25 protein-coding genes are annotated in these 22173 nt (G+C 57.1%); 19 read left to right on the forward strand and 6 right to left on the reverse strand.

What is annotated here, in order from left to right; all coding sequences use genetic code 11:
• Positions 1 to 272: 272 nt before the first annotated feature.
• The 3 genes from zwf to pgi are packed head-to-tail and all read left to right on the forward strand — an operon-like array spanning position 273 to position 4011.
• On the forward strand, positions 273 to 1724 hold the full coding sequence (zwf, locus tag AAC620_RS01740; RefSeq protein WP_340242537.1) for a glucose-6-phosphate dehydrogenase: 1452 nt from the start codon (positions 273 to 275) through the stop codon (positions 1722 to 1724).
• Positions 1725 to 1728: 4 nt separating this feature from the next.
• A complete protein-coding gene (gene pgl, locus AAC620_RS01745; protein WP_340242538.1) occupies positions 1729 to 2400 on the forward strand; it encodes a 6-phosphogluconolactonase in 672 nt (223 codons plus the stop codon).
• 3 nt (positions 2401 to 2403) lie between these two features.
• The gene (gene pgi / locus AAC620_RS01750; RefSeq protein ID WP_340242539.1) at positions 2404 to 4011 is read left to right on the forward strand and encodes a glucose-6-phosphate isomerase; all 1608 of its coding nucleotides are present in this window, start codon (positions 2404 to 2406) and stop codon (positions 4009 to 4011) included.
• Here the strand turns inward: pgi and AAC620_RS01755 are convergent.
• Complete coding sequence (locus AAC620_RS01755; RefSeq protein WP_340242540.1) at positions 4008 to 4484, reverse strand: DUF2938 domain-containing protein; 477 nt, start codon at positions 4482 to 4484, stop codon at positions 4008 to 4010. The two genes, pgi and AAC620_RS01755, sit on opposite strands and share 4 nt — an antisense overlap.
• 25 nt (positions 4485 to 4509) lie before the next feature.
• Positions 4510 to 5199: a fumarylacetoacetate hydrolase family protein gene (locus AAC620_RS01760; RefSeq protein WP_445322420.1), complete on the reverse strand. Its 690-nt coding sequence runs from the start codon at positions 5197 to 5199 to the stop codon at positions 4510 to 4512.
• Positions 5200 to 5470: 271 nt separating this feature from the next.
• Between AAC620_RS01760 and AAC620_RS01765 the strand changes: the two genes are divergently transcribed.
• The 12 genes from AAC620_RS01765 (at position 5471) to AAC620_RS01820 (ending at position 14345) form a co-directional block, all read left to right on the forward strand.
• Positions 5471 to 6481 (forward strand): ABC transporter substrate-binding protein, encoded by a 1011-nt coding sequence (locus tag AAC620_RS01765; RefSeq protein WP_411567071.1) that lies wholly within the window; start codon positions 5471 to 5473, stop codon positions 6479 to 6481.
• Positions 6482 to 6555: 74 nt separating this feature from the next.
• Positions 6556 to 7350, forward strand: a complete 795-nt coding sequence (locus AAC620_RS01770; protein ID WP_340242541.1) for an ABC transporter ATP-binding protein — start codon at positions 6556 to 6558, stop codon at positions 7348 to 7350.
• A complete protein-coding gene (locus AAC620_RS01775; protein WP_317654955.1) occupies positions 7347 to 8114 on the forward strand; it encodes an ABC transporter permease in 768 nt (255 codons plus the stop codon). Before AAC620_RS01770 ends, AAC620_RS01775 begins: the two co-directional genes overlap by 4 nt.
• Positions 8115 to 8377: 263 nt before the next feature.
• Positions 8378 to 9127 carry an urease accessory protein UreD gene (locus AAC620_RS01780; protein ID WP_340242542.1) on the forward strand — a complete coding sequence of 250 codons (750 nt, stop codon included), beginning with the start codon at positions 8378 to 8380 and terminating at the stop codon, positions 9125 to 9127.
• Between the two features lie 3 nt (positions 9128 to 9130).
• Positions 9131 to 9433: an urease subunit gamma gene (locus AAC620_RS01785; protein ID WP_317654953.1), complete on the forward strand. Its 303-nt coding sequence runs from the start codon at positions 9131 to 9133 to the stop codon at positions 9431 to 9433.
• 18 nt (positions 9434 to 9451) lie between these two features.
• Positions 9452 to 9619: a peptidase M23 gene (locus tag AAC620_RS01790; protein WP_340242543.1), complete on the forward strand. Its 168-nt coding sequence runs from the start codon at positions 9452 to 9454 to the stop codon at positions 9617 to 9619.
• Positions 9616 to 9921 (forward strand): urease subunit beta, encoded by a 306-nt coding sequence (locus AAC620_RS01795; RefSeq protein WP_340242544.1) that lies wholly within the window; start codon positions 9616 to 9618, stop codon positions 9919 to 9921. The genes AAC620_RS01790 and AAC620_RS01795 overlap by 4 nt, the downstream gene beginning before the upstream one ends.
• Positions 9921 to 11633 (forward strand): urease subunit alpha, encoded by a 1713-nt coding sequence (gene ureC / locus AAC620_RS01800; RefSeq protein ID WP_340242545.1) that lies wholly within the window; start codon positions 9921 to 9923, stop codon positions 11631 to 11633. Before AAC620_RS01795 ends, ureC begins: the two co-directional genes overlap by 1 nt.
• A gap of 14 nt (positions 11634 to 11647) precedes the next feature.
• Positions 11648 to 12136 carry an urease accessory protein UreE gene (locus AAC620_RS01805; protein WP_317654949.1) on the forward strand — a complete coding sequence of 163 codons (489 nt, stop codon included), beginning with the start codon at positions 11648 to 11650 and terminating at the stop codon, positions 12134 to 12136.
• Positions 12126 to 12776 carry an urease accessory protein UreF gene (locus AAC620_RS01810; protein ID WP_340242546.1) on the forward strand — a complete coding sequence of 217 codons (651 nt, stop codon included), beginning with the start codon at positions 12126 to 12128 and terminating at the stop codon, positions 12774 to 12776. Before AAC620_RS01805 ends, AAC620_RS01810 begins: the two co-directional genes overlap by 11 nt.
• Positions 12773 to 13417 carry an urease accessory protein UreG gene (gene ureG, locus AAC620_RS01815; RefSeq protein WP_340242547.1) on the forward strand — a complete coding sequence of 215 codons (645 nt, stop codon included), beginning with the start codon at positions 12773 to 12775 and terminating at the stop codon, positions 13415 to 13417. Before AAC620_RS01810 ends, ureG begins: the two co-directional genes overlap by 4 nt.
• Before the next feature lie 112 nt (positions 13418 to 13529).
• Positions 13530 to 14345, forward strand: a complete 816-nt coding sequence (locus AAC620_RS01820) for a bifunctional allantoicase/(S)-ureidoglycine aminohydrolase (protein WP_340242548.1) — start codon at positions 13530 to 13532, stop codon at positions 14343 to 14345.
• Here AAC620_RS01820 and AAC620_RS01825 read toward each other — a convergent pair.
• Together AAC620_RS01825 and puuE are read right to left on the reverse strand one after the other, a co-directional pair.
• Positions 14340 to 14822 carry an ureidoglycolate lyase gene (locus AAC620_RS01825; RefSeq protein ID WP_340242549.1) on the reverse strand — a complete coding sequence of 161 codons (483 nt, stop codon included), beginning with the start codon at positions 14820 to 14822 and terminating at the stop codon, positions 14340 to 14342. The genes AAC620_RS01820 and AAC620_RS01825 overlap by 6 nt on opposite strands.
• Positions 14819 to 16231 carry an allantoinase PuuE gene (gene puuE, locus AAC620_RS01830; RefSeq protein WP_340242550.1) on the reverse strand — a complete coding sequence of 471 codons (1413 nt, stop codon included), beginning with the start codon at positions 16229 to 16231 and terminating at the stop codon, positions 14819 to 14821. The genes AAC620_RS01825 and puuE overlap by 4 nt, the downstream gene beginning before the upstream one ends.
• A 175-nt stretch (positions 16232 to 16406) precedes the next feature.
• Here puuE and uraH point away from each other — a divergent pair, with 175 nt between their 5' ends.
• On the forward strand, positions 16407 to 16760 hold the full coding sequence (gene uraH / locus AAC620_RS01835) for a hydroxyisourate hydrolase (RefSeq protein WP_340242551.1): 354 nt from the start codon (positions 16407 to 16409) through the stop codon (positions 16758 to 16760).
• Here the strand turns inward: uraH and AAC620_RS01840 are convergent.
• Positions 16757 to 17674, reverse strand: coding sequence for a LysR family transcriptional regulator (locus AAC620_RS01840; RefSeq protein ID WP_340242552.1), 918 nt, complete (start codon positions 17672 to 17674; stop codon positions 16757 to 16759). The two genes, uraH and AAC620_RS01840, sit on opposite strands and share 4 nt — an antisense overlap.
• Before the next feature lie 104 nt (positions 17675 to 17778).
• On the opposite strand from AAC620_RS01840, the gene AAC620_RS01845 reads away from it, so the two are divergent.
• Entirely contained in the window at positions 17779 to 19005 is a 1227-nt protein-coding gene (locus AAC620_RS01845; protein ID WP_340242553.1) for a urate hydroxylase PuuD, read from the forward strand.
• Positions 19006 to 19011: 6 nt separating this feature from the next.
• Here the strand turns inward: AAC620_RS01845 and bhcR are convergent, their stop codons facing one another.
• Positions 19012 to 19827, reverse strand: a complete 816-nt coding sequence (gene bhcR, locus AAC620_RS01850; protein WP_340242554.1) for an HTH-type transcriptional regulator BhcR — start codon at positions 19825 to 19827, stop codon at positions 19012 to 19014.
• Positions 19828 to 19995: 168 nt separating this feature from the next.
• On the opposite strand from bhcR, the gene bhcA reads away from it, so the two are divergent.
• Together bhcA and bhcB are read left to right on the forward strand one after the other, a co-directional pair.
• Positions 19996 to 21186: an L-aspartate--glyoxylate aminotransferase BhcA gene (gene bhcA, locus AAC620_RS01855; protein WP_340242555.1), complete on the forward strand. Its 1191-nt coding sequence runs from the start codon at positions 19996 to 19998 to the stop codon at positions 21184 to 21186.
• 12 nt (positions 21187 to 21198) lie between these two features.
• The gene (gene bhcB / locus AAC620_RS01860) at positions 21199 to 22170 is read left to right on the forward strand and encodes a beta-hydroxyaspartate dehydratase BhcB (protein ID WP_340242556.1); all 972 of its coding nucleotides are present in this window, start codon (positions 21199 to 21201) and stop codon (positions 22168 to 22170) included.
• Positions 22171 to 22173: the final 3 nt, after the last annotated feature.

The raw sequence follows: 22173 nt of genomic DNA on the forward strand, positions 1-22173 counted from the left end.
TACGCGCGAGCCCCGAATGGGGGTTTCACGTCGCGTTGAGGCTCAAGCGGAGGGGAGGCCGCTTGAGCCTTTTTCATTTTACACCGCGCCACAGCGCGCGAAAATCTGCCCCGCCGCTTTGCCAAATCGTCAGGCTCTGCTAGACTTTGGGTTCGAGATTGGCTAAGCCCGCCTCAGCTTTCGTTAGCGCTAACGTAAATCACGGCCAAAGGCGGCAATAACCTGTGAATTTCCCAAAGAATCTGGGTCAGATGCAGGGCAAAGGAGAGAAAATGGTTTCGCGCGTCATTCCAGTTGAAGATTTTGATCTGGTAATTTTTGGGGCGACAGGGGATCTGGCGCGGCGCAAAATCCTGCCTGGACTTTATCGGCGCTTTCATGACGGGCAAATGCCGCCCGAGGCGCGGATCATCGGCGCGGCGCGCACATCCCAAGATGATGCTGCCTTTCGTGATTTTGTCCGCGCGGCTATTGCCGAATTTACCCCCGAAGCCAGACGCGATGAAACCAGCCTTGCCGCGTTTTTACAGCGTTTGAGCTATGTTGCCATTGATGCGCGCGGCACGGATGGATGGGCCGATCTCGCGGGCACAATGCGTGATGGTGTCGTGCAGGCCTTTTATTTCTCGGTCGCGCCCGCCTTGTTTGGCGATCTGGCCGAACGTCTGCACACCCATAAAGTTGCGCGCTCTGATGCGCGGATTGTGGTGGAAAAGCCCTTTGGTCATGATCTGGCCACCGCCAAGGCCTTGAACGCAACACTGGCCGAGCATTTTGACGAAAGCCAGATTTACCGCATCGACCATTATTTGGGAAAAGAAACGGTGCAAAACCTGATGGCGATCCGCTTTGCGAATATTCTGTTCGAGCCGCTGTGGAACGCCCAATATGTCGACCATGTGCAAATCACTGTGGCCGAAGAGGTCGGTGTTGGCGGGCGGGGGGCCTATTACGATAAATCAGGCGCGATGCGTGATATGGTGCAAAACCATTTGATGCAGCTTCTGTGTTTGACCGCGATGGAGCCGCCCAATCATTTTGACCCTGATGCGGTGCGCGATGAAAAGCTTAAGGTGATCCGCGCACTCGATCCTGTGCGCCCCGAGGATATTGTGCGCGGCCAGTATAAAGCAGGCGATAAGACCGCGTCTTATTTGGATGATGTCGAAGACCCCAAAAGCCGCACAGAAAGTTTTGTGGCCATGAAGGTGCATATCGCCAATTGGCGGTGGAATGGCACGCCATTCTACTTGCGCACAGGCAAACGGATGCGCGCGCGAATGTCCGAGATTGTGATCCATTTCAAAGAGCCGCCCCATTCCATTTTTGATGAGGATGCAGGGACGAAGCCCAATGTTTTGTCTATTCGCCTGCAACCTGATGAGGGCATTGATCTCAGCGTCACGATCAAAGAGCCAGGCCCAGGGGGGATGCGTTTGGTCGATGTGCCGCTTGATATGACCTTTGCCGAGGCGCTTGGGGCGGATGCGGCCGATGCACCCGATGCTTATGAGCGGCTGATCATGGATGTGATCCGTGGCAATCAAACGCTATTCATGCGCGGCGATGAGGTTGAGGCAGCTTGGCGTTGGACGGATCCAATCATCCAAGGGTGGCAATCGCGCAATGAGCGCCCCGTGCCCTATCAGGCCTTTAGCACAGGGCCAGAAGATGCGCTGATGTTGTTGCATCGGGATGGGCGCCGTTGGCGTGAGGTGGGCTGATCCCATGGAATTGATCACCTATCCCGACCGCGATCTATTGATGATGTCCTTGGCGGATCGTATCGCCTCGGAATTAGGGCAGGCCTTGCGCATGGCGGGGCGTGCCTCGCTCTGCGTTCCAGGCGGCACGACACCGGGCCCTGTGTTCAAAACCTTGGCCGAGGTGGATTTGGCTTGGCGCGATGTTGCAATCTTTCTCAATGATGAACGCTGGCTTGGTGAAGATAGTCCGCGCTCTAACACCAGGCTTTTGAAGGAAAAACTATTGCAATCAAAGGCATCAGAGGCAAAGTTAATTCCCTTATTTAACGGCGCCAATACGCCAGAGGAGGGCATCCCCGATCTGACAAACGGGCTGTTGCCGCATTTGCCGATCACGGTTTTGCTGTTGGGGATGGGCGCAGATATGCATACCGCAAGCCTCTTTCCCGATGGGGATAATCTCAACGCAGCCCTCAGCGCAGATGCGCCGCCCCTGATGGCGATGCGGGCCGCAAATGCGGGCGAGCCGCGGATCACCTTGACCGCCCCCGTGCTGAAAGCCGCGCTGCATTGCCATATCTTGATCACAGGGCCAGAAAAGCGCGCAGCACTTGAGCGGGCCGCAGACTTGCCTGAAGATCAAGCACCAATTGCCACTGTTTTAAAGACCGCCACCATTCATTGGGCTGAGTAAATCATGACCATCTGGACAGAGCTTTCCACCGCGTGGGATCACCTGCGCAGCACCCCTATGTCGCAGCTTTTTGACAATGATCCTGCCCGCGCTGCGCGGTTTTCGGCCAAGTCGGGTGATATGATGTTCGATTTTTCTAAGACACATATCACCGATGAGGTGCTGTCACTCTTGGTGGAATTGGCCCGCAAGGCGAATGTCGAAGAAAAACGCACGGCGATGTTCGCGGGCGAAAAGACCAATGAAACCGAAGGTCGCGCGGTGCTGCATACCGCCTTGCGTGCGCCCTCTGGCCCGATCATGGTGGATGGGGTGGATGTTCTGCCTGCCGTGCAAGAAACCCGCGCCCGTATGGCACAGTTCGCCGATGATCTGCGCGCAGGCCGCTATAAGGGGCAGGGCGGCAAGATCAGGGATGTGATCAATATTGGGATTGGCGGGTCTGATCTGGGCCCTGCGATGGCCACGCTTGCGCTTGCACCTTATCACGATGGGCCGCGCGTGCATTATGTGTCAAACGTGGATGGGGCACATATCAACGACACGCTGCAAGGGCTTGATCCAACAACAACTTTGGTCATTGTCGCCTCGAAAACCTTTACCACGATTGAAACCATGACCAATGCGCAAACGGCGCGCGATTGGATGGCGCAGGCGGTCAGCGAGCCTGCCGCGCAATTCGTGGCCCTGTCCTCTGCCACGGATAAAACAGCGGCCTATGGTATTGATCCGTCCCGCGTGTTTGGGTTCGAGGATTGGGTCGGTGGGCGCTATTCCCTCTGGGGGCCAATTGGCCTTGGGGTGATGCTGGCCATTGGGCCAAAACAGTTTGAGGAATTCCTTGCGGGTGCGGCGGCCATGGATGCCCATTTCCGCGAGGCGGATCTTCCCGAGAATATGCCCGTATTATTGGCCTTGGTCGGGCTGTGGCACAATCAGGTTTGCGGTCATGCGACCCGCGCGGTGTTGCCCTATGACCAACGCCTATCGCGTCTGCCCGCCTATTTGCAGCAATTGGAAATGGAATCGAACGGCAAGGGCGTGTCGATGGATGGGCAGGATTTGCCCTATCATTCAGGCCCGATTGTTTGGGGGGAGCCGGGCACAAATGGGCAACACGCGTTTTATCAGCTGATCCATCAGGGCACGCGTGTCGTTCCGTGCGAATTTATGGTGGCCGCCGCAGGGCATGAGCCTGAATTGGCGCATCACCATACCCTGCTCTTGTCGAATTGCTTGGCGCAATCTCAGGCCTTGATGCAGGGCCGTAGCCTTGAGGTGGCGCGCGGCATGATGGCTGCAAAAGGCCTGTCTGGTGCGGAATTGGAACGCCAAGCGCGGCACCGCGTTTTCACGGGCAATCGCCCGTCAACCACGCTGATCTATCCGCGCCTGACCCCGTTCACCTTGGGGCAGATCATCGCCCTTTATGAGCATCGGGTTTTTGTGGAAGGGGTGATCTTGGGGATCAATTCCTATGACCAATGGGGGGTGGAATTGGGCAAAGAACTGGCTTTGGCCCTGCAACCCGCCGTTGAGGGCGCGGCGGGTGCAGAGGGGTTAGACCCCTCTACGGCAAGCCTGTTGCGCTATATCCACGCGCATCGTTAACCAAGCGCCAGTGCGCCCACCCACATTCCAAGGCCAAAGACCGTATGGGCCATAAGACCCAAAACCCGCCCCTTCCATGGGGCGGCGGTTTTCGCAAGCGCCCATCCAAGCCCGAGGCCTGGATGCAACAAAAACCATCCCGCCCCGATGGTCAGGATCGCGAAAATCCAAAGCGGCAGGAAATTTGGCGCGCTTAACCACGCTTGGCCCATGATCCCCAAAAACAGCGCGCCATAGACCGCACCGACCGCATAGTGGAAAACCCAACCAATCATGCGTTCGCGGGCCACGGGGGTGCTGGCATTGATATCAGCGTGAAACACTGTCCCGCGCCCCAAATGCGCAACCCAACGGCCCACATTGCCCCAATTGGGCGCAGGGATGCCCGCAATCCGTGTCAGGATCACCGCCCAGATATCCATCGCAACAGTGCCACAGATGCCCATGATGAGGCCCAGTGTGATGACGCTCATTTTATCTTCTCCCCTGCTTGCAGGTTCATGTCACACGGACGCGCAACGTGCCCAGACCTGCAACCTTTCCTTCCATCACATCGCCGCGCGCCACGGGGGCAACCCCCGCAGGCGTGCCCGTCAGGATCACATCCCCTGCCGCCAATTCAAAATATTGCGACAGATAGCGGATGATTTCAGGCGTTTTCCAAATCATTTGCGCCAAATCCCCCTCTTGGCGCAGCGCCCCATTCACATGCAGCGTGATCTCTCCTGTGCTGGGATGGCCCACTTGGGATACGGGCAAAAGTGGGCTCATGGGGGCGGAGTGCTCAAAGGATTTACCGGTCTCCCAAGGGCGGCCTAATTTCTTAGCCTCGCCCTGCAAATCGCGCCGTGTCATATCAAGCGCCACCCCATAGCCCCACACATGGGACAGCGCATCTTCAAGCGCGATATCGCGCCCGCCTGATTTCAGCGCTACCATCATTTCGATCTCATGATGCAAGTCAGACGTGCCAACAGGGTAGGGCATCTCGCCTGACGCATCCAAACTATCTGGATTTTTCTGAAAGAAAAACGGCGGCTCGCGGTCGGGATCATGACCCATTTCAATCGCATGGGCGGCATAATTGCGCCCGATGCAATACACACGGCGAACAGGAAATACGCCGCCCCCCTCCACGGGAATCATTGGGTGCGGGGGGGCAGGGATCACAAAATTATCTTGGTTCATTTGGGCTATTTTCTTTTTCAGTTCTCACGCGACTGCCACGCTAGGGGCTTGGGGTTCGCTTGGCAATTGGAGAAAAATTTAAGGGAATTTTACCAATTCTTCACCTATCAGCTTCGCGGTTTGCTTTTTTTCTAGGCAAAATTTCTGGAACTGCCTAATCTTTAACAGGCCTTCGTCATGGCGCGCCGTCTTGCCCATGCTGCGGATTGACCGCAGGCGGGTGGGATCATGAGGTGGCTTCACAGTGCTGCATTGGATTGGAGAATAAGCCGTGCTTCGTAAAACACTACCACTGATCGCCGCAGGGATGATTGCAACTACCCCTGCCTTCGCCCAAACCGATATCCCCTTTACGCTCGATTGGCGGTTTGAGGGGCCATCTGCGCCTTACTTCTTGGCGATTGATAATGGCCATTTCGCAGATGCAGGCCTTGATGTTGAGATTTCTGCAGGTGAAGGGTCGCTCGATGCGATCCCCAAGGTTGCCACGGGTGCATTTCCTATTGGGTTTGCTGATATCAACTCATTGATCCGCTTCCTAGATCAAAACCCTGGCGCCCCTGTGACTGCCGTTATGATGATCTATGACAGCCCACCTTTCTCGATTGTGGGTCGTAAAAGCCTTGGGATTAACGGGATTGAAGATCTCGAAGGCTCTACCCTTGGCGCACCGCCCCCTGACGGGGCATGGGCGCAATTCCCGATTTTGGCAGCCGTAAATGGTATCGATGTCAGCACAATCACGGTCGAGCCTGTTGGCTTCCCCACGCGCGAGCCATCTTTGGCCGAAGGCACAGTGGACAGTGTGACGGGCTTCAACTTTAGCTCCTATCTCAGCGCCGCACGTTTGGGGGTGCCTGAGGATGATCTGACCACGATCCTTTTTGCGGATCACGGGGTTAAACTTTATGGCAACGCGATCATCGTAAATACGGATTATGCCGCCGCGAACCCCGAGATTGTGACCGCGTTCTTGGGTGCGGTTGTCGATGGCGTGCGCGATGCTATGGCTGACCCTGCCGCAGGGGCAGCTGCCGTAATTGCGCGCAACCCCGCAGGCGATGTTGATTTGGAAACGCGGCGTCTGCAAATGGCGCTCGATGCGAATATCGCAACCGCTTATGCGCTTGAAAATGGCATGGGCGATATTGACCCTGCCCGCATGGCCGAGGCGCTTGAGCAGATGACCATCGTTTACGATTTCCAAAACGCGCCTGACGCATCGCTTTATTTCACCGATGCCTATCTGCCCCCCGCCGAGGAGCGCAGCTTGGCCCAATAAAGCCAAACAATAAGACAATAAGGGCCAGCGCGACCTGATCTCGCTGGCCCAATTTTTCAGGGATAAAGGAACAGATGGCGTTTCAAATAGAATTAAAAGGGGTCACTCATGCCTATCGCACGGCATCGGGGCCGTTGCCCGTTCTTGATGATCTCTCTTTGCAGATTGAAGAACATTCATTTTGCGCGGTGGTTGGGCCTTCGGGCTGTGGGAAATCCACGCTGACGCGATTGGTGTCGGGGCTGATGCGCCCTGACCAAGGCGAGGTCTGGTTGTCAGGTCAAAAGGTAACAGGGCCACGCGCCACAGTGGGGATGGCGTTTCAAAACCCCGTTCTGTTGGAATGGCGCACAATTTTGGAAAACGTGCTTCTGCCCTTGGAGATTGTCAAAACCCCAATGAGCCGCGCCGAGGGCGAGGCGCGCGCGCGCCATTTGTTGGAATTGGTGGGGCTCAAAGGGTTTGAGGGCAAGAAACCCTCCGAGCTTTCAGGGGGGATGCGCCAACGGGCCTCCTTGTGTCGCTCTATTATCCATAAGCCCGATGTGCTGATCTTGGATGAACCCTTTGGGGCGCTTGACGCCTTCACTCGCGAAGACCTGTGGTGCACCATGCATGATCTGCGTGCGGAAGAGCCCTTTACCTGCCTGTTGATCACCCATGATCTGCGCGAAAGTGTGTTTTTGGCAGATCAAGTGGTGGTTCTCTCGGGTCGTCCCGCCCATGCCCAACATATTTTGCAGGTTGATCTGAAGGGCAAGCGCAGTCTTGAAGACCTCTACAGCAAAAAAGCGGTCGATATGCTGGCCGTGCTGCGCCACCAAATTCAACTGGCGCAAGGTCGCGTTCCTCAGGAGGGCGCAGCATGAATGATAAGTTTCTTAAAATCGGCGTGCCGATCCTGTTCATTGCGGCTGTGATTGCCATCTGGGAATGGTTGGTCTGGTTCTATCAACTGCCCAATTATCGCATGGCCTCACCTTCGGATTTGATCCCAAAATTTTGGCAATTCCGCGAATTATTCGTTGTGGCCTCGTGGGAAACGCTTTGGCGCACAGTTGTGGGTTTGGCCTTGGCGGTGGTGTTTGGCACAGGGTTGGGGATGATCATGGGCTTTTCGCGCATCGCGCGCGAGGGGTTATACCCGCTCTTGGTTGGCTTTAACGCAATCCCCAAGGCGACAGTGGTGCCGATTGTGGCGCTGATCTTCGTGGGTCAGCATGATTTCAACACCGTGCTTATCGCCTTTATGATCTCGTTTTTCCCGATTGCAGTCTCTGTCTCAATCGGATTGTCCACGCTAGAACCTGAATATCGTGATATTTTGCGCGCACTTGGTGCCTCGAAATTCACGATTTTCTGGAAAATTGCATTGCCCAAAACCCTGCCCGAATTTTTCGGGGCGTTGAAGGTTGCCGTCACCTTGGCCTTTATTGGCACAAATTTGATGGAAATCGTCAGCCCGCATGGTCGCGGCCTTGGGGCATTGTTCGATTCAGGGCGGATTAGCGCAGATTATCCATTGATGTTTGCGGTGCTGTTCATGTTGGCCGCCCTTGGTATCTTGCTGTTCTATGTGGTTGTGGCGCTTGAGCGTATCTTTGCAGGATGGGCAGAGCGCGCGCCAAACTGACCCGAGCGATTTGGCCCCCGCAGACACGCGCTGCGGGGGCTTTTCATTTCGCGCTATTTTTGAGCGCGGATCAAAATTTCGATTAAAATTTAATCAATCATCCGCAGGGGCCGATTGGGGCCAAGCGCGCCTCTTTTCCTTGCTGCCCGAGAGGGAAATCCTGGGCCAGACGTGCAATCCATCATCAAGGCCGCCTCCGCGTGACTGAAACTTTGCCCATATCGCCACCATGCGCCCCCCCGCGTGCAAAGGGGGCTTTGCGTGTGGGCTTGGGGCACTCGGGGCGATTACAGGATTTTCGGGCCGAAGGATCATTGCGCGCGCTGTTTCCGCGCCGCGAAGGCACCGTTGAGGCAGTGCTGATCAACACTGCAGGCGGCATCACTGGCGGAGATCGCTTCGCCATTGTGGGCGATGTGGCGGGCGGGCATCTGACCCTGACCACGCAATCGGCCGAACGCATCTATCGCGCCGCAACGGGCCGTGGTCAGGTCAGCACGCAGTTAACCATTGCAGCGGGGGCTGCGCTGTCATGGCTGCCGCAAGAGGTGATCTTGTTTGATGGCGGCGCGCTGCGGCGGCGCCTCTGCGTAGAGATGGCCGAAGACGCATATCTATTGGCGGCAGAAAGCGTTATCCTTGGGCGCGCCGCGATGGGCGAGGTGGTGCGACAGGGCTATCTGCAAGATCACATCAGCATCACCCGCGCAGGGCGCCCCCTCTATCGCGATGCGCTGCGGATGGAGGGTGATCTTCACGCCCATCTTGCGCGTGCGGCCATCGGGCAGGGGGCTGCGGGATTTGCCACGGTGATATGTGCCGCGCCTGACGCCTGCGCCAAGCTTGAGATGATCCGCACCCTGTTGCCCCAAACCGCTGCCGTATCAGCCCCGCAAGCGGGTTTATTGCTCGTGCGCATTCTGGCCGAAGATGGGTTTGGCCTGCGCCGCACTTTGGTGCCCGTTTTGCGCGCCTTATCCCCCCATGATCTTCCCCGTTCTTGGAGCCTGTAAGAGATGAACCTCACCCCCCGTGAAAAAGATAAACTGCTAATCTCGATGGCCGCTGAGGTGGCCCGCCGCCGCCTTGCGCGGGGGGTGAAGCTGAACCATCCCGAGGCCATTGCGCTGATCACCGATGCGGTGGTCGAAGGGGCCCGTGATGGCCGCAGCGTGGCGGATTTGATGCAGGCAGGGGGCCATGTCATCACGCGCGATCAATGTATGGAAGGCGTGCCTGAGATGATCCACGAGGTGCAGGTCGAGGCCACATTTCCCGATGGCACAAAACTGGTCACTGTCCATAACCCTATTCGTTGAAGATAAAGGAATAAATTCATGAAAACTATGATCCTTTCTGCCTTGTCCCTCATGCTTGCTGGCCCCGCAAGTGCGCATGAGGGGCTGCATCTTCACCCGCATGGGGTCGAACCTTGGGCCGTGGCGCTTGGCGCGCTTGGCGCAATTGGATTGGCTGTTTTGATCATTGCGGAGCAGTGGAAATGATCCCGGGCGAGCTGTTTGTTGCAGAAGGGGATTTGACCCTGAATGCGGGTGCCGAGGCGGTGACGGTCGTGGTTGCCAATACGGGCGACAGGCCTGTGCAAGTGGGCAGCCATTATCATTTCGCTGAAACCAACCCCGCGCTGGAGTTTGACCGCAAGGCCGCCCGTGGGATGCGCCTTGATATTGCCTCAGGCACATCGGTGCGGTTCGAGCCCGGTCAGCGCCGCGAGGTCACTCTGATCCCGATTTCTGGGGCGCGGCGGGTCTTTGGCTTTAACGCCGCAATCATGGGGGATTTGTGATGCCTGCCTCAATTTCGCGCCGCGATCATGCAGGGATGTTTGGGCCGACCATAGGCGACCGACTGCGCCTTGCCGATACAGATTTGATCATCGAGGTCGAGCGTGATCTCACAGGCCCCCATGGGGAGGAGGTCAAGTTTGGCGGCGGCAAGGTGATCCGCGATGGCATGGGCCAATCGCAATTGACCCGCGCTGAAGGCGTGATGGACACGGTCATCACCAATGCTTTGGTGGTCGATTACACAGGCATTTACAAGGCCGATATCGGCCTGAAGGATGGGCGCATCGCCGCCATCGGCAAGGCGGGAAATCCCGACACGCAACCCGATGTCACCATCCCCATCGGCGCAGGCACCGAGATCATCGCGGGCGAGGGGCGTATCCTGACGGCTGGCGGGTTTGACAGCCATATTCACTATATCTGCCCGCAGCAGATCGAAGATGCGCTGCATTCGGGCCTTACCACGATGTTGGGCGGGGGCACGGGGCCTGCGCATGGCACGCTTGCCACCACCTGCACGCCCGGGCCTTGGCATTTGGGGCGGATGTTGCAGGCGGCGGATGCCTTTCCGATGAACCTTGCCTTCGCGGGCAAGGGCAATGCTAGCCTACCCGCCGCCCTTGAGGAACAGATTTTGGGCGGGGCTTGCGCGCTGAAACTGCACGAAGATTGGGGCACCACGCCTGCGGCGATTGATTGCTGCCTCAGCGTGGCCGATGCGATGGATGTGCAGTTGATGATCCATACCGACACGCTTAACGAGTCGGGTTTTGTCGAACATACGATCAAGGCGCTGAAAGGCCGCACGATCCATGCCTTCCACACCGAAGGGGCGGGGGGCGGTCATGCGCCTGACATCATCAAAATCTGCGGCGAGGCACATGTGATCCCGTCCTCAACCAACCCAACACGGCCCTTCACCGTGAACACGGTCGAGGAACATCTCGATATGTTGATGGTCTGCCACCATCTGGACAAATCCATCCCCGAAGATATCGCCTTCGCCGAAAGCCGCATCCGCCGCGAAACCATCGCCGCCGAAGATATCCTGCACGATATGGGCGCTTTTTCGATCATTGCGTCTGACAGTCAGGCGATGGGGCGGGTGGGCGAAGTGATCATCCGCACATGGCAAACGGCGGATAAGATGCGCAAACAACGCGGCCGCCTGCCCGAAGAGACGGGCGAGAATGACAATTTCCGCGTCCGCCGCTATGTCGCGAAATACACGATCAACCCCGCCATTGCGCATGGAATTTCGCATGAGATTGGCTCGATTGAGGTCGGCAAGCGTGCCGATTTGGTGCTGTGGTCACCCGCCTTTTTCGGGGTCAAGCCTGAGATGGTCTTAATCGGCGGCACGATTGCCATGGCGCAAATGGGCGATCCCAATGCCTCAATCCCGACCCCGCAGCCCGTCTATTCGCGCCCCATGTGGGGGGCTTATGGGCGTTCGGTGGAACGCGGCTCGGTCAGTTTTGTATCCGAGGCCGCGCAATCGCGCGACATCAAATCCGCGCTTGGCCTTGCCAAGACCACCCTTGCCGTGCGCAACACCCGCGCCATCGGCAAGGCGGATATGAAGCTGAACACCGCCACCCCACAGGTCGAGGTGAACCCTGAAACCTATGAGGTGCGCGCAGATGGGGAATTGCTGATCTGCGAACCTGCCGAGGTGCTGCCAATGGCGCAGCGCTATTTCCTATTCTGAAAAGGGGGGGAAGGATGACTGATCTACCCTTGTGCCATGAGGTGATGCGTGGGCCTGTCACGGGCGTGGCCCTTTCTTTTGACACGATCACGCTGGATTACGAGGCGCGGTTTCTACGCCGCAAGCGCCTTATCAGCGATGGTGGACGGGCATTTTTATTGGATTTGGCGCAGACCACATCGCTGGACGCGGGGGATGTTTTGGTGCTGACCGATGGTCGCCGCATTGCGGTGCGCGCCGCCCCTGAGGCGGTGTTGGTCATCCGAGGTGAAAACTTGGCGCGTCTCGCGTGGCACATTGGCAATCGCCACACCCCTTGCGAGATTGGGCAAGGCTGTCTGATCATCCGCCGCGATCCCGTAATCGCGCATATGTTGGGGCAACTTGGGGCGGATTTGGTGGAAGAAACCCGCCCCTTCACCCCCGAGGGCGGGGCCTATGGTCATGGGCGCACCCATGCCCATGAACATGGTGCAAGCGCGCATATGCCCCATGCGCATTGATGCCGATTATATCACACTGGCGCAGTGGGTTTCGCCTGCCTTCCCTGTGGGGGGCTTTGCCTTTAGTCATGGGATTGAGGCCGCCATTCAAGACGGGCTAATCACATCTGCCGATGATCTTGAGGATTGGTTATGTGACCTGCTGCATCATGGCACGGGGCGCAATGATGCGATTTGGATCGGGCTTGGCGCCAAAGCCGAGGGGCATGGCGCCTTGATCGCACTCCAAGATGAGGCCCGCGCATGGCAGTTCGCGGCCCCCCGTCTGCGCGAGGCGCAAAATATGGGGGCCAGTTTCAGCGCCTTGATGCGCGATGTTTGGGGGCAGGATGGCCTGCCTGATCTGTTTGTGCCAATCGCGCTAGGCTTTGTAGCCGCACAGCGCGGGATTGCGCCCGCCGATGCGGCGGCCCTCTATCTTCAGGGGTTTTTCGCAAATCTTGTCGCTGCGGCGCAACGCTTGATGCCCTTGGGGCAGGTGGCGGCACAAGGGATATTGGCGCGGCTTTCGCCCCAGATTGCCGCCCTTGCCCCGACTGCTGAAACCGCAAGTTTGGATGATTTGCACAGCACCGCCTTTCTTTCTGACATTGCCGCCGCACACCACGGGTTGGCCCCTGCGAGGATGTTTCAATCATGACCAATCTTTCCCCAAATGGCCCGCTTCGAATTGGGATCGGTGGCCCTGTTGGCGCGGGTAAAACCACGCTGACCGCAAGGCTCGCCGCGCGTCTGAAAACCCAGTTTTCCATCGGTGTCATCACCAATGACATTTACACCCAAGAGGATGCAGAGGCGCTGATGCGGATGCAGATCCTGCCCCTTGATCGGATCATTGGGGTTGAGACGGGGGGGTGCCCCCATACGGCCATCCGCGAGGATGCCAGCATCAATTTGGCCGCAATTGCGCAAATGCAGGCGCGCCACCCTGACCTTGAGATCGTGTTGATCGAAAGCGGCGGCGATAACCTATCGGCGACATTCAGCCCTGAATTGGCGGATTTGACGATTTATGTGATTGATACGGCATCGGGCGAGGATATTCCGCGCAAAGGCGGGCCTGCACTGACACGCTCGGATATCTTGGTGATCAACAAAACTGATCTCGCGCCTTATGTCGGGGCGCGGCTTGAGGTGATGGAGGCTGACGCCACCCGCGCACGGGCAGGGCGGCCCTTCGTGATGGCGCAATTGCGCAATGAGCAGGGCGTGGAGAAAATCGTTGATCTGATCCTTGAGATGGGCGGCTTGCCTAAGGTGCAGTCTGCAAAAATTGCCTAATAGAGTGCTGAAATTATCAAATAAACCCGAAAACTGCCTTCGTGCTTTTTGGGTGCGACAGCGCCGCAACAAGCGCCTATCATTGTCTCAGTTTTCAATGTGAGTTGCCTTTATGACCCCCAAATATTTCGCCCCCACAGGCGGCCATCCCCCGCAGGAACAGCTTTTGACAGATCGCGCGGTCTTTACCGAGGCCTATGCCGTGATCCCACGCGGCACGATGCGCGATATTACCACCAGTTTCCTGCCCTTTTGGGAGAAAACCCGCCTTTGGGTGATTGCGCGGCCCCTGTCGGGCTTTGCTGAAACCTTTTCGCATTACATCATGGAAGTCGCGCCCGAAGGTGGCAGCGCGCGCCCTGAAACCGATGAGGAGGCCGAAGCGGTTCTTTTTGTGGTGGAGGGCGAAGCAAGCCTAACAGTGGATGGTCAAACCCATCTGTTGGAGGAGGGCGGTTACGCCTATCTGCCGCCTGCCCATGCATGGGAATTATATAATCGCGGGCAGTCGCCTGTGCGGTTTCATTGGATCAGAAAGGCCTATCAAGAGGTTGAAGGTCTTGATCACCCTGATGTTTTGATCTTGAACGAGCGCGATATCGCGCCCACGCCAATGGCGGGCACAGAAGGGAAATGGGCCACCACGCGCTTTGTTGACCCTGCTGACCTGCGCCATGATATGCATGTGACCATCGTGACATTTGAACCGGGCGCGGTGATCCCGTTTCTGGAAACCCATGTGATGGAGCATGGTCTTTATGTGCTAGAGGGCAAGGCCGTCTATCGCCTCAACACGGATTGGGTCGAGGTTGAGGCGGGCGATTATATGTGGCTGCGCGCCTTTTGCCCGCAAGCCTGCTATGCAGGGGGGCCGGGCAAGTTCCGCTATCTGCTTTACAAAGATGTGAACCGCCACATGCCCCTATGAGGTGGCGATAATCACTTCATCAGGCAGCCAATATTCTTCTAAATTGGGGCCTTCGCCGATGCGGTCGATGACCGCGAAAAGACCAGGGTCATAAAGCGGCGTCAGCACCCCGTGCCAGACGCCGCGGTGAATATTGATCGCTTGCCCTGCCTCGGTCAGAAAGGCGCGGATGTTTTGCGGTGTGCCGTTTTGATCTTCTGCCACGACCACCAAAAACGGCTGGTGGCTCATCGGAACAAAGGCCTGAGATCCGTCAGGGTGCCGCTCGACCAGATGAAGCTTTAAGGGCAAATCGCGCTTTTCTGCGTGAAAGATACTGATCCCCGCACGCCCATCCGAAAAATCCATCCGCGCGCGGTCGTGGAAACGGCCACATAGGCCTTGATTGATGATCTTATCAGGCATGCCTTTCGCCTCAAGCAGATCGCCAAACGGGGCGAAGGCATCGGCGGTCATGGGTTCGATGATGATTTTCATTGTGCAAACCGATCTATCAGACGCAATTCTGCGATACGCTCGACCTGACGGCAGGCTTCGGTGAATTCCACATCGCGCGATTGCGTCACCCGGCGCTTGAAGGCCTCCAAGATACTGGCCTTGGTGTTGTCGCGCACGGCGATGATAAAGGGAAATCCGAAGGCTTCGGTATAGCGGTCATTCAAGGCGGTGAATTCGGCGCGTTCTGCATCTGTCAGGCTATCAAGCCCGACTGAGGCTTGCTCGGCGGTGGAGTCTGCCGTCAGACGCTTGGCCGCGGCCAGTTTTCCCGCCAGATCAGGGTGGGCTTGCAACACCCCAAGCTGTTCTGCCGCGCTGGCGCTGCGAAAGGCGCGTGCAAGAACCGAATGAACCCCCGCCGCGCAATCATGTGCGGCACCAAGCTCCATCTCAAAGGCACGTTCAGCAATCCACGGGCTATGCTCAAACATGCCCCCAAATTCGGCGACAAATTCCTCCCGTGTCATTTGCGAGGGGGTCATGCGCGCGGTCACGGGGTGGGTCGCGGCCCAATGATCGGCAATCTCCGCGCGAGTGGCGAACCAAACGCCCTCATGTGCTTGGAAATGCGCAAGCGCGCGTTTCAGCGCCAGCGCACGGGCAGGGCGCCCTGCAAGGCGGCAATGCAGACCGATCGACATCATCTTGGGCGCGCCTGCCGCCCCTTCGGCGTAAAGCTGATCAAAGGTGTCGATCAAGCTGCGCTCGAATTGCGCGCCTTCGGTGAAACCTGCTTGGATGGCAAAGCGCATATCGTTGCAATCCATCGTATACGGCACGATCAGCTGATCCTTGCCGCCCGCCTTGACCCAATAGGGCAGGTCATCGGCATAGCTGTCTGCGATATAGGCCAGATCCCCCTCTTGCGCGGCAAGATCCACAGTGTTCATGGAACAGCGTCCCGTATACCACCCGCGTGGCGGGGTTCCTGTGACCTCAGTATGCAGGCGGATGGCCTCGCGGATTTGCGCGCGCTCTTCTTCGGGGGGCATATCTTTGTGTTCCACCCATTTTAGGCCATGGCTGGCAATTTCCCAACCCGCCTGTTTCATCGCCGCCACCTGTTCGGGGCTGCGGGCAAGGGCCGTGGCCACACCATAAACTGTCACGGGCAGGTCGGACATCATGGAATAAAGCCGCCAAAACCCTGCACGCGCACCATATTCGTAGATCGACTCCATATTCCAATGGCGCATCCCAACCCATGGTTGCGCGCCTGTGATCTCGGATAAAAAGGCCTCGGACGCAGCATCGCCATGCAGGATATTGTTCTCGCCACCTTCCTCGTAATTCAGCACGATCTGCACAGCGATTTTCGCGCCATTGGGCCAAGCGGCATGGGGCGCGTCTGGCCCGTGGCCGCGTAAATCTCGGGGGTAGCGTGTCATATCAGCCTCGTTTGTTTTTCTATGGCATAATGCAGATAATCGCAGATGATTTTAAAAAAAATCTATAAGCACTCTTTTGATCGCTCTGCACTGTATCAGGCGCATAATCTCGCCTATCATGGGCGCAAGTTTTGAGATTTTCTAGGGTTCATTTACAGGCAAAAGGACGCGCGCGATGGCGGGATATTTGACCACCCATGTTTTGGATACGGCAACGGGCCGCCCTGCGGCAGGCATGAAAATTGATCTTTATCGCATCAGCGATGCAGGGGCGGAGTTGATCAAAACTGTTGAAACCAATGCAGACGGGCGCACCGATGCGCAGATTTTGCCAAGGGCGGAATTTGCGCGCGGGGTTTATGAGCTCTGCTTTCACGCAGGCGCCTATCTTGACGCGCAAGGCGTGCCAAAAGAAAGCCCCCGTTTCTTGGATATGATCCCGATCCGCTTTGGCATGTCAGAAGACACGCATTACCACGTGCCGCTTTTGCTGTCGCCTTTTGGCTATTCCACCTATCGCGGCAGTTAATCGCGCGCGCTGTTGCGGATCACATCCCCCACGCGGTCAATCATGAATTCCATGAAAAGCCGCGTTTTGGGGTCTTGTCTGCGCCGATGGGTGAACAAACAGGCCATTTGAATAGGGGCGGGTGGGGTTTCCGTTGCCACGGGCACAAGCGCGCCTGAGCTGAGATGCTCGGCCACCTCAAAGATGGGTTTCATTACAATCCCATGCCCCGCCAAAGCCCAATCTGTCAGGACATCGCCATCATCGGATTCGTAACGCCCTGCCACGCGGAACCGCTCAAACCCTGCTTTGGTTTGCAACCGCCATTGAAATTCCTTGGCCCCTGGAAAGCGCAAGTTGAGGCATTCATGCCGCTCGGTCACGAGATCAGCGCCTGATTTGGGCATGCCCCGCGCGGCGATATAGGCAGGCGCTGCACACAACACCCGCGCGACATCCGCAATCTTGCGGATGCGCAGATTGCTATCCTCAGGTTCCCCAAGGAAAAACGCCAGATCAAGCCCTTCGGTGGTCAGATCAATCTTGCGATCTGACAGGCGCAGACGCACGTGAATTTCAGGGTATTGCGCGATAAAATCTGGCACATGGGGCGCGATCAAGCGCCGACCCACCCCCAAAGGTGCGGCCACATAGAGACTGCCTTTGAGGTTCTCTGTGATGTTAACGATCTGCGCTTCGGCATCCTCGACCGATTCCAAAATCCGCGTTGCCCCCCGATAAAAGGCTTGGCCCTGCTCGGTGGGGGTGAGGTTGCGGGTTGTGCGCTGAAACAGACGCACGCCCAAATGTTCCTCAAGTTGAGAAATCCGCGAGGATGTCACGGCAGGTGAGATGCGCAAATCGCGCCCTGCCGCCGACATTGACCCAAGCTCGTAGACACGGACAAAGGTTCGGATATTATCAATATAGGACATTGTTTTGCTTTTTTTGATACTGCTTGGCGTTTGCCCGTAATAGCAGAATAAAGCTCAGCCGCCTAGTATGCAGGAAAGACAAGTAACAACAGGGAGATGCCGGTATGTATGATCTGGCCATCATTTGGGATTGGATCGCGTTTTCCGTCAGGTGGCTGCATGTCATCACGGCGATGGCGTGGATTGGTGCATCCTTGTTTTTCATTGCCTTGGATTTGGGGCTGCGGCCTGTGCCGAATATGCCCAAAGGGGCCTATGGCGAAGAATGGCAGGTGCATGGCGGCGGCTTTTACCACATTCAGAAGTATTTGGTCGCCCCTGAAAACATGCCTGAGCATCTGATCTGGCACAAATGGCAAAGCTATATGACTTGGGTCTCAGGTGCAGCTTTGTTGATGATTGTCTATTGGGTCGGGGGCGAGTTGTTCTTGCTTGACCCGACAAAGGCCAATCTGGCGCTGTGGCAGGGGATTTTGATCTCGGGCGGCTCGTTGGCCTTGGGGTGGGTTCTGTATGACCAATTGTGCAAATCGCCTTTGGGTGAGAACCCCACGACCTTGATGTTGATCCTGTTTGTAATCCTTGTGGTGATGTCTTGGGGGTATCATCAGGTCTTTACGGGGCGGGCGGCGCTGCTGCATTTGGGGGCCTTTACCGCGACCATTATGACGGGGAATGTGTTTTTCCAGATCATGCCGAACCAACGTATTGTGGTGGCAGATCTCAAGGCGGGACGCACGCCTGATGCGAAATATGGCAAGATCGCCAAGCTGCGCTCGACCCATAACAATTACCTCACGCTGCCCGTTATTTTTCTGATGCTGTCCAATCATTATCCGCTCGCCTTTGCGACCGAATATTCGTGGATCATTGCAAGCTTGATCTTCCTGACGGGTGTGACCATTCGCCATTATTTCAACACGATGCACGCCACGGGCAAGGGGCCGCATTGGACATGGGCGGTCACGGTCTTGCTGATGATTATCATCGCTTGGCTATCAATCCCGCGCATGGCGGAAACCTACGAGGCCGCCGCAAGCCGCGCCTTGACGCCCTATGAGGCCGAGATGGTCGCGGCAGACGGGTTTGAAGAGGCCTATTATGCCGTGATCGGCAATTGCTCGATGTGCCATGCCCGTGAACCCGCATGGGATGGTATCCGTTGGGCACCGAAAAATGTCTATCTCGAAACCGAGGCGGATGTGGCCCGTCATGCCAGCCAGATTTATACACAGGCGGGCGTTTCCCATGCGATGCCGCCCCCAAATGCCTTTGCAATGGATGATGAGGCGCGCCGCGCCATCGTGGCATGGGTGCAGGCCGCGCGCTAGGGCGCGTTAGGGGCAGCGCCCCCCAATGGCGGCGGTAACCTGATCGGCGGCTTCGCGCACCATGCCGCCAAAATCCATGGAACGTGTCAGCGACAGCCGGAATGCGGGGCCAGAGATTGAGATGCCCGCCACAGGTTCGCGATGCACATTGAAGATCGGGGCTGCAATGCAGCGCATTCCTTCGGCGCGCTCTTGGTCATCAATGGCAAATCCGCGCGCGCGAGCCTGATCAAGATCGGCGCGCAAGGCCGCCTCATCTGTTAGGCTATGCGGGGTAAAGGCCGACAAGCCCCGTTTGAGGATGATTGACTGCACATGGGCTGGCGGAAGCCATGCCAATAGCGCCTTGCCAATTCCAGAGACATGCATCGGCGCGCGGGTTCCAGGTGGAAAAAAGGCGCGGATCGCCTCATGGGTTTCGACTTGGGTCAGGAATAAAACCTCATCCTGCATTTCGACACCCAAATTTGCAGTCTCGCCCGTTTCGCGCATCAGCCGCGTCATGCCTGCGCGGGATCGTTCCACAACATTGGTGCGGCGCAAAAAAGCAGACCCGATTTGAAAGGCGCCTGCGCCGATATGCCAGACCTGCTGCATCTCATCGCATTCGACCATCCCGCGCGTCTGCAATGTGGTCAACGCACGATAGAGCGTTGCGGTGGCCTGACCTGTTTCCTCGGCCAGTTCAGAAAGCCGCAAACCAGGTTTTTGTGCCACCACCTCCATCACGGCAAGCGCGCGATCTAGGGCCTGCACCGTGTTTTGTTCGGTCTTATCATGAAAGGCCTTCGGACGGCCCCTTTGACGCGTGGATGATGTCATATTTGCGGCCCTTTCATCTGCAAAGAGAGAATTGAAAAACTGCAACGCATTGAATTTTTTGATGAAAAACTATTTTTTCACCTATTAAAAAATTATTTCGAAAAAATTGCGAGCTGTAAAGCCCCCCTGCTAATCTGCATCCAACCTTTGAAGGGAGGGCCGCACGAAATGTCGTTTCAAAATCCAGTTTTCATTCCTGGGCCAACCAATATCCCAGAGAGCGTTCGCAAAGCCTGTGATATGCCTACGCTTGACCACCGCAGTCCCGCCTTTGGCGCGATGTTCAAGCCTGCCGTGGCGGGGGTGCGCCGCGTGTTGAAAATGACCGAGGGCGAAGTGATCTTGCTGCCCTCGACAGGCACAGGCGGGTGGGAGGCGGCCATCACCAACACATTGAGTCCGGGTGACACTGTTCTTGCCGCGCGGTTTGGCATGTTCAGCCATCGCTGGATTGACATGTGCCAACGCCATGGTCTGAACGTCCAGATCATTGATGTGCCATGGGGGCAGGCGGCCCCGATTGCGCATATTGAGGCGGCGTTGCGCGCGGATGTTCAGGGCAAGATCAAAGTCGTTCTTGCCACCCATAATGAAACCGCGACAGGGGTGCGCTCTGATATTGCGGGGATACGCGCGGCCCTCGATGCTGCAGGTCATGATGCGATGCTGTTTGTCGATGGCGTGTCATCCATTGCGTCTATGCCATTTGAATTTGACGCATGGGGGGTCGATATTGCGGTGGCAGGTAGCCAGAAAGGCTTCATGCTGCCTGCAGGCCTTGCGATTTTGGGCGTCAGCGCCAAGGCCTTGGCGGCAATGGACAGTGCCACCCTGCCGCGCTGTTTCTTTGATTTCCGCGATATGCTGAAATCCTACGCGACGGGGGGATATCCCTATACCCCTTCTGTTGGTCTGATCGCGGGCCTGTCTCACTCTATCGCACTTCTTGAGGGCGAGGGGTTGGAGGCTGTTCATGCCCGTCACCACCGATTGGCCGAAGGGGTGCGCCGCGCTGTTGCAGCATGGGGTCTGCAGATTTGTGCAACCGATCCTGCCACGGCCTCTGACACAGTGACGGCGGTGATGGTGCCTGCGGGGAAATGCGGCACTGAACTCGCGCAGCTTGCCGCCACCAAATACGGCGTGGCCTTTGGTGTGGGTCTGGGCGAGGTCGCAGGCAAGGTGTTTCGCATTGGCCATCTGGGAATGTTGACCGATGTAATGGTTCTTTCCGGTCTAGCCACCGCCGAAATGTGCATGGCCGATCTGGGATGGGATATTCCGCTTGGGTCAGGGGTTGCCGCTGCGCAGGATTATTTCCGCGCGGATCAAACCGCCCTTCGCCAAGCTGCTGAATGAAAGGGTAAAAATATGAACGACCTTAGCCCAATTTCCGTGCCAAGCTATCAAGACAGCCTTGATGCCTACGCACGGATCACGCCCTATATCCACCGCACGCCCATTCTGACCTCGCGCTTTTTGAACGAGTTGGTCGGGGGTGAGATGTTCTTTAAATGTGAGAACTTTCAGAAGGCAGGCGCCTTCAAGGTGCGCGGTGCATGTAATGCGGTGTTTGGCCTGTCCGATGCCGAGGCCGCGCGTGGCGTTTGCACCCATTCGAGCGGCAATCACGCGTTGTCTTTGTCCTATGCCGCAGGGCGGCGGGGCATTCCGTGCCATGTGGTGATGCCGCATAGCGCGCCGCAGGCCAAAAAAGATGCCGTGCGGGGCTATGGCGGGATCATCACCGAATGTGAGCCTTCGACAACCTCGCGCGAGGCGGTCTTTGCCGAGGTGCAGGCCAAAACAGGCGGCAATTTTGTGCATCCCTATAATGATCCGCGCGTGATTGCAGGCCAAGCCACCTGTTCGCGCGAATTGATCGAAGATGTGCCCAATCTTGACGCTGTGGTGGCCCCAATTGGCGGGGGTGGTATGATCTCTGGCACCTGTTTGACGCTGTCAAATATCGCCCCAGAGATCGAAATATATGCCGCCGAACCAGACCAAGCGGATGATGCCGCGCGCAGTTTTCGGGCAGGCCATATCATCGCGGATGACGCGCCCCAGACCATCGCGGATGGTTTGAAAGTGCCGCTGAAAGACCTGACTTGGCATTTTGTGAAATCCCATGTCACCGATATTCTGACCGCAAGCGAAGATGAAATCGTGGACGCGATGAAACTGACTTGGGCGCGCATGAAAATTGTGATCGAGCCAAGCTGTGCTGTGCCCTTGGCGGTGATTTTGAAGAGCAAACATCTCTTTGCGGGCAAGCGCACTGGGGTGATTATTACAGGCGGCAATGTCGATTTAGACCGTTTGCCATGGATGAAAGGCTAAGAG

The organism is Roseobacter sp. HKCCA2468 (genome assembly GCF_037805105.1).
Lineage (GTDB): Bacteria > Pseudomonadota > Alphaproteobacteria > Rhodobacterales > Rhodobacteraceae > M30B80.

Bases quoted from the DNA above. Each gene is read 5' to 3' on its own strand.
- AAC620_RS01785 (WP_317654953.1), top strand. From the start codon at position 9,131: ATGAACCTCACCCCCCGTGAAAAAGATAAACTGCTAATCTCGATGGCC.
- AAC620_RS01770 (WP_340242541.1), top strand. From the start codon at position 6,556: ATGGCGTTTCAAATAGAATTAAAAGGGGTCACTCATGCCTATCGCACG.
- AAC620_RS01820 (WP_340242548.1), top strand. From the start codon at position 13,530: ATGACCCCCAAATATTTCGCCCCCACAGGCGGCCATCCCCCGCAGGAA.
- bhcR (WP_340242554.1), bottom strand. From the start codon at position 19,827: ATGACATCATCCACGCGTCAAAGGGGCCGTCCGAAGGCCTTTCATGAT.
- bhcB (WP_340242556.1), top strand. From the start codon at position 21,199: ATGAACGACCTTAGCCCAATTTCCGTGCCAAGCTATCAAGACAGCCTT.
- AAC620_RS01845 (WP_340242553.1), top strand. From the start codon at position 17,779: ATGTATGATCTGGCCATCATTTGGGATTGGATCGCGTTTTCCGTCAGG.
- AAC620_RS01775 (WP_317654955.1), top strand. From the start codon at position 7,347: ATGAATGATAAGTTTCTTAAAATCGGCGTGCCGATCCTGTTCATTGCG.
- puuE (WP_340242550.1), bottom strand. From the start codon at position 16,231: ATGACACGCTACCCCCGAGATTTACGCGGCCACGGGCCAGACGCGCCC.
- pgi (WP_340242539.1), top strand. From the start codon at position 2,404: ATGACCATCTGGACAGAGCTTTCCACCGCGTGGGATCACCTGCGCAGC.
- AAC620_RS01795 (WP_340242544.1), top strand. From the start codon at position 9,616: ATGATCCCGGGCGAGCTGTTTGTTGCAGAAGGGGATTTGACCCTGAAT.
- zwf (WP_340242537.1), top strand. From the start codon at position 273: ATGGTTTCGCGCGTCATTCCAGTTGAAGATTTTGATCTGGTAATTTTT.
- bhcA (WP_340242555.1), top strand. From the start codon at position 19,996: ATGTCGTTTCAAAATCCAGTTTTCATTCCTGGGCCAACCAATATCCCA.
- pgl (WP_340242538.1), top strand. From the start codon at position 1,729: ATGGAATTGATCACCTATCCCGACCGCGATCTATTGATGATGTCCTTG.
- AAC620_RS01825 (WP_340242549.1), bottom strand. From the start codon at position 14,822: ATGAAAATCATCATCGAACCCATGACCGCCGATGCCTTCGCCCCGTTT.
- ureC (WP_340242545.1), top strand. From the start codon at position 9,921: ATGCCTGCCTCAATTTCGCGCCGCGATCATGCAGGGATGTTTGGGCCG.
- AAC620_RS01840 (WP_340242552.1), bottom strand. From the start codon at position 17,674: ATGTCCTATATTGATAATATCCGAACCTTTGTCCGTGTCTACGAGCTT.
- AAC620_RS01810 (WP_340242546.1), top strand. From the start codon at position 12,126: ATGCGCATTGATGCCGATTATATCACACTGGCGCAGTGGGTTTCGCCT.
- ureG (WP_340242547.1), top strand. From the start codon at position 12,773: ATGACCAATCTTTCCCCAAATGGCCCGCTTCGAATTGGGATCGGTGGC.
- AAC620_RS01755 (WP_340242540.1), bottom strand. From the start codon at position 4,484: ATGAGCGTCATCACACTGGGCCTCATCATGGGCATCTGTGGCACTGTT.
- AAC620_RS01760 (WP_445322420.1), bottom strand. From the start codon at position 5,199: ATGAACCAAGATAATTTTGTGATCCCTGCCCCCCCGCACCCAATGATT.
- uraH (WP_340242551.1), top strand. From the start codon at position 16,407: ATGGCGGGATATTTGACCACCCATGTTTTGGATACGGCAACGGGCCGC.
- AAC620_RS01790 (WP_340242543.1), top strand. From the start codon at position 9,452: ATGAAAACTATGATCCTTTCTGCCTTGTCCCTCATGCTTGCTGGCCCC.
- AAC620_RS01805 (WP_317654949.1), top strand. From the start codon at position 11,648: ATGACTGATCTACCCTTGTGCCATGAGGTGATGCGTGGGCCTGTCACG.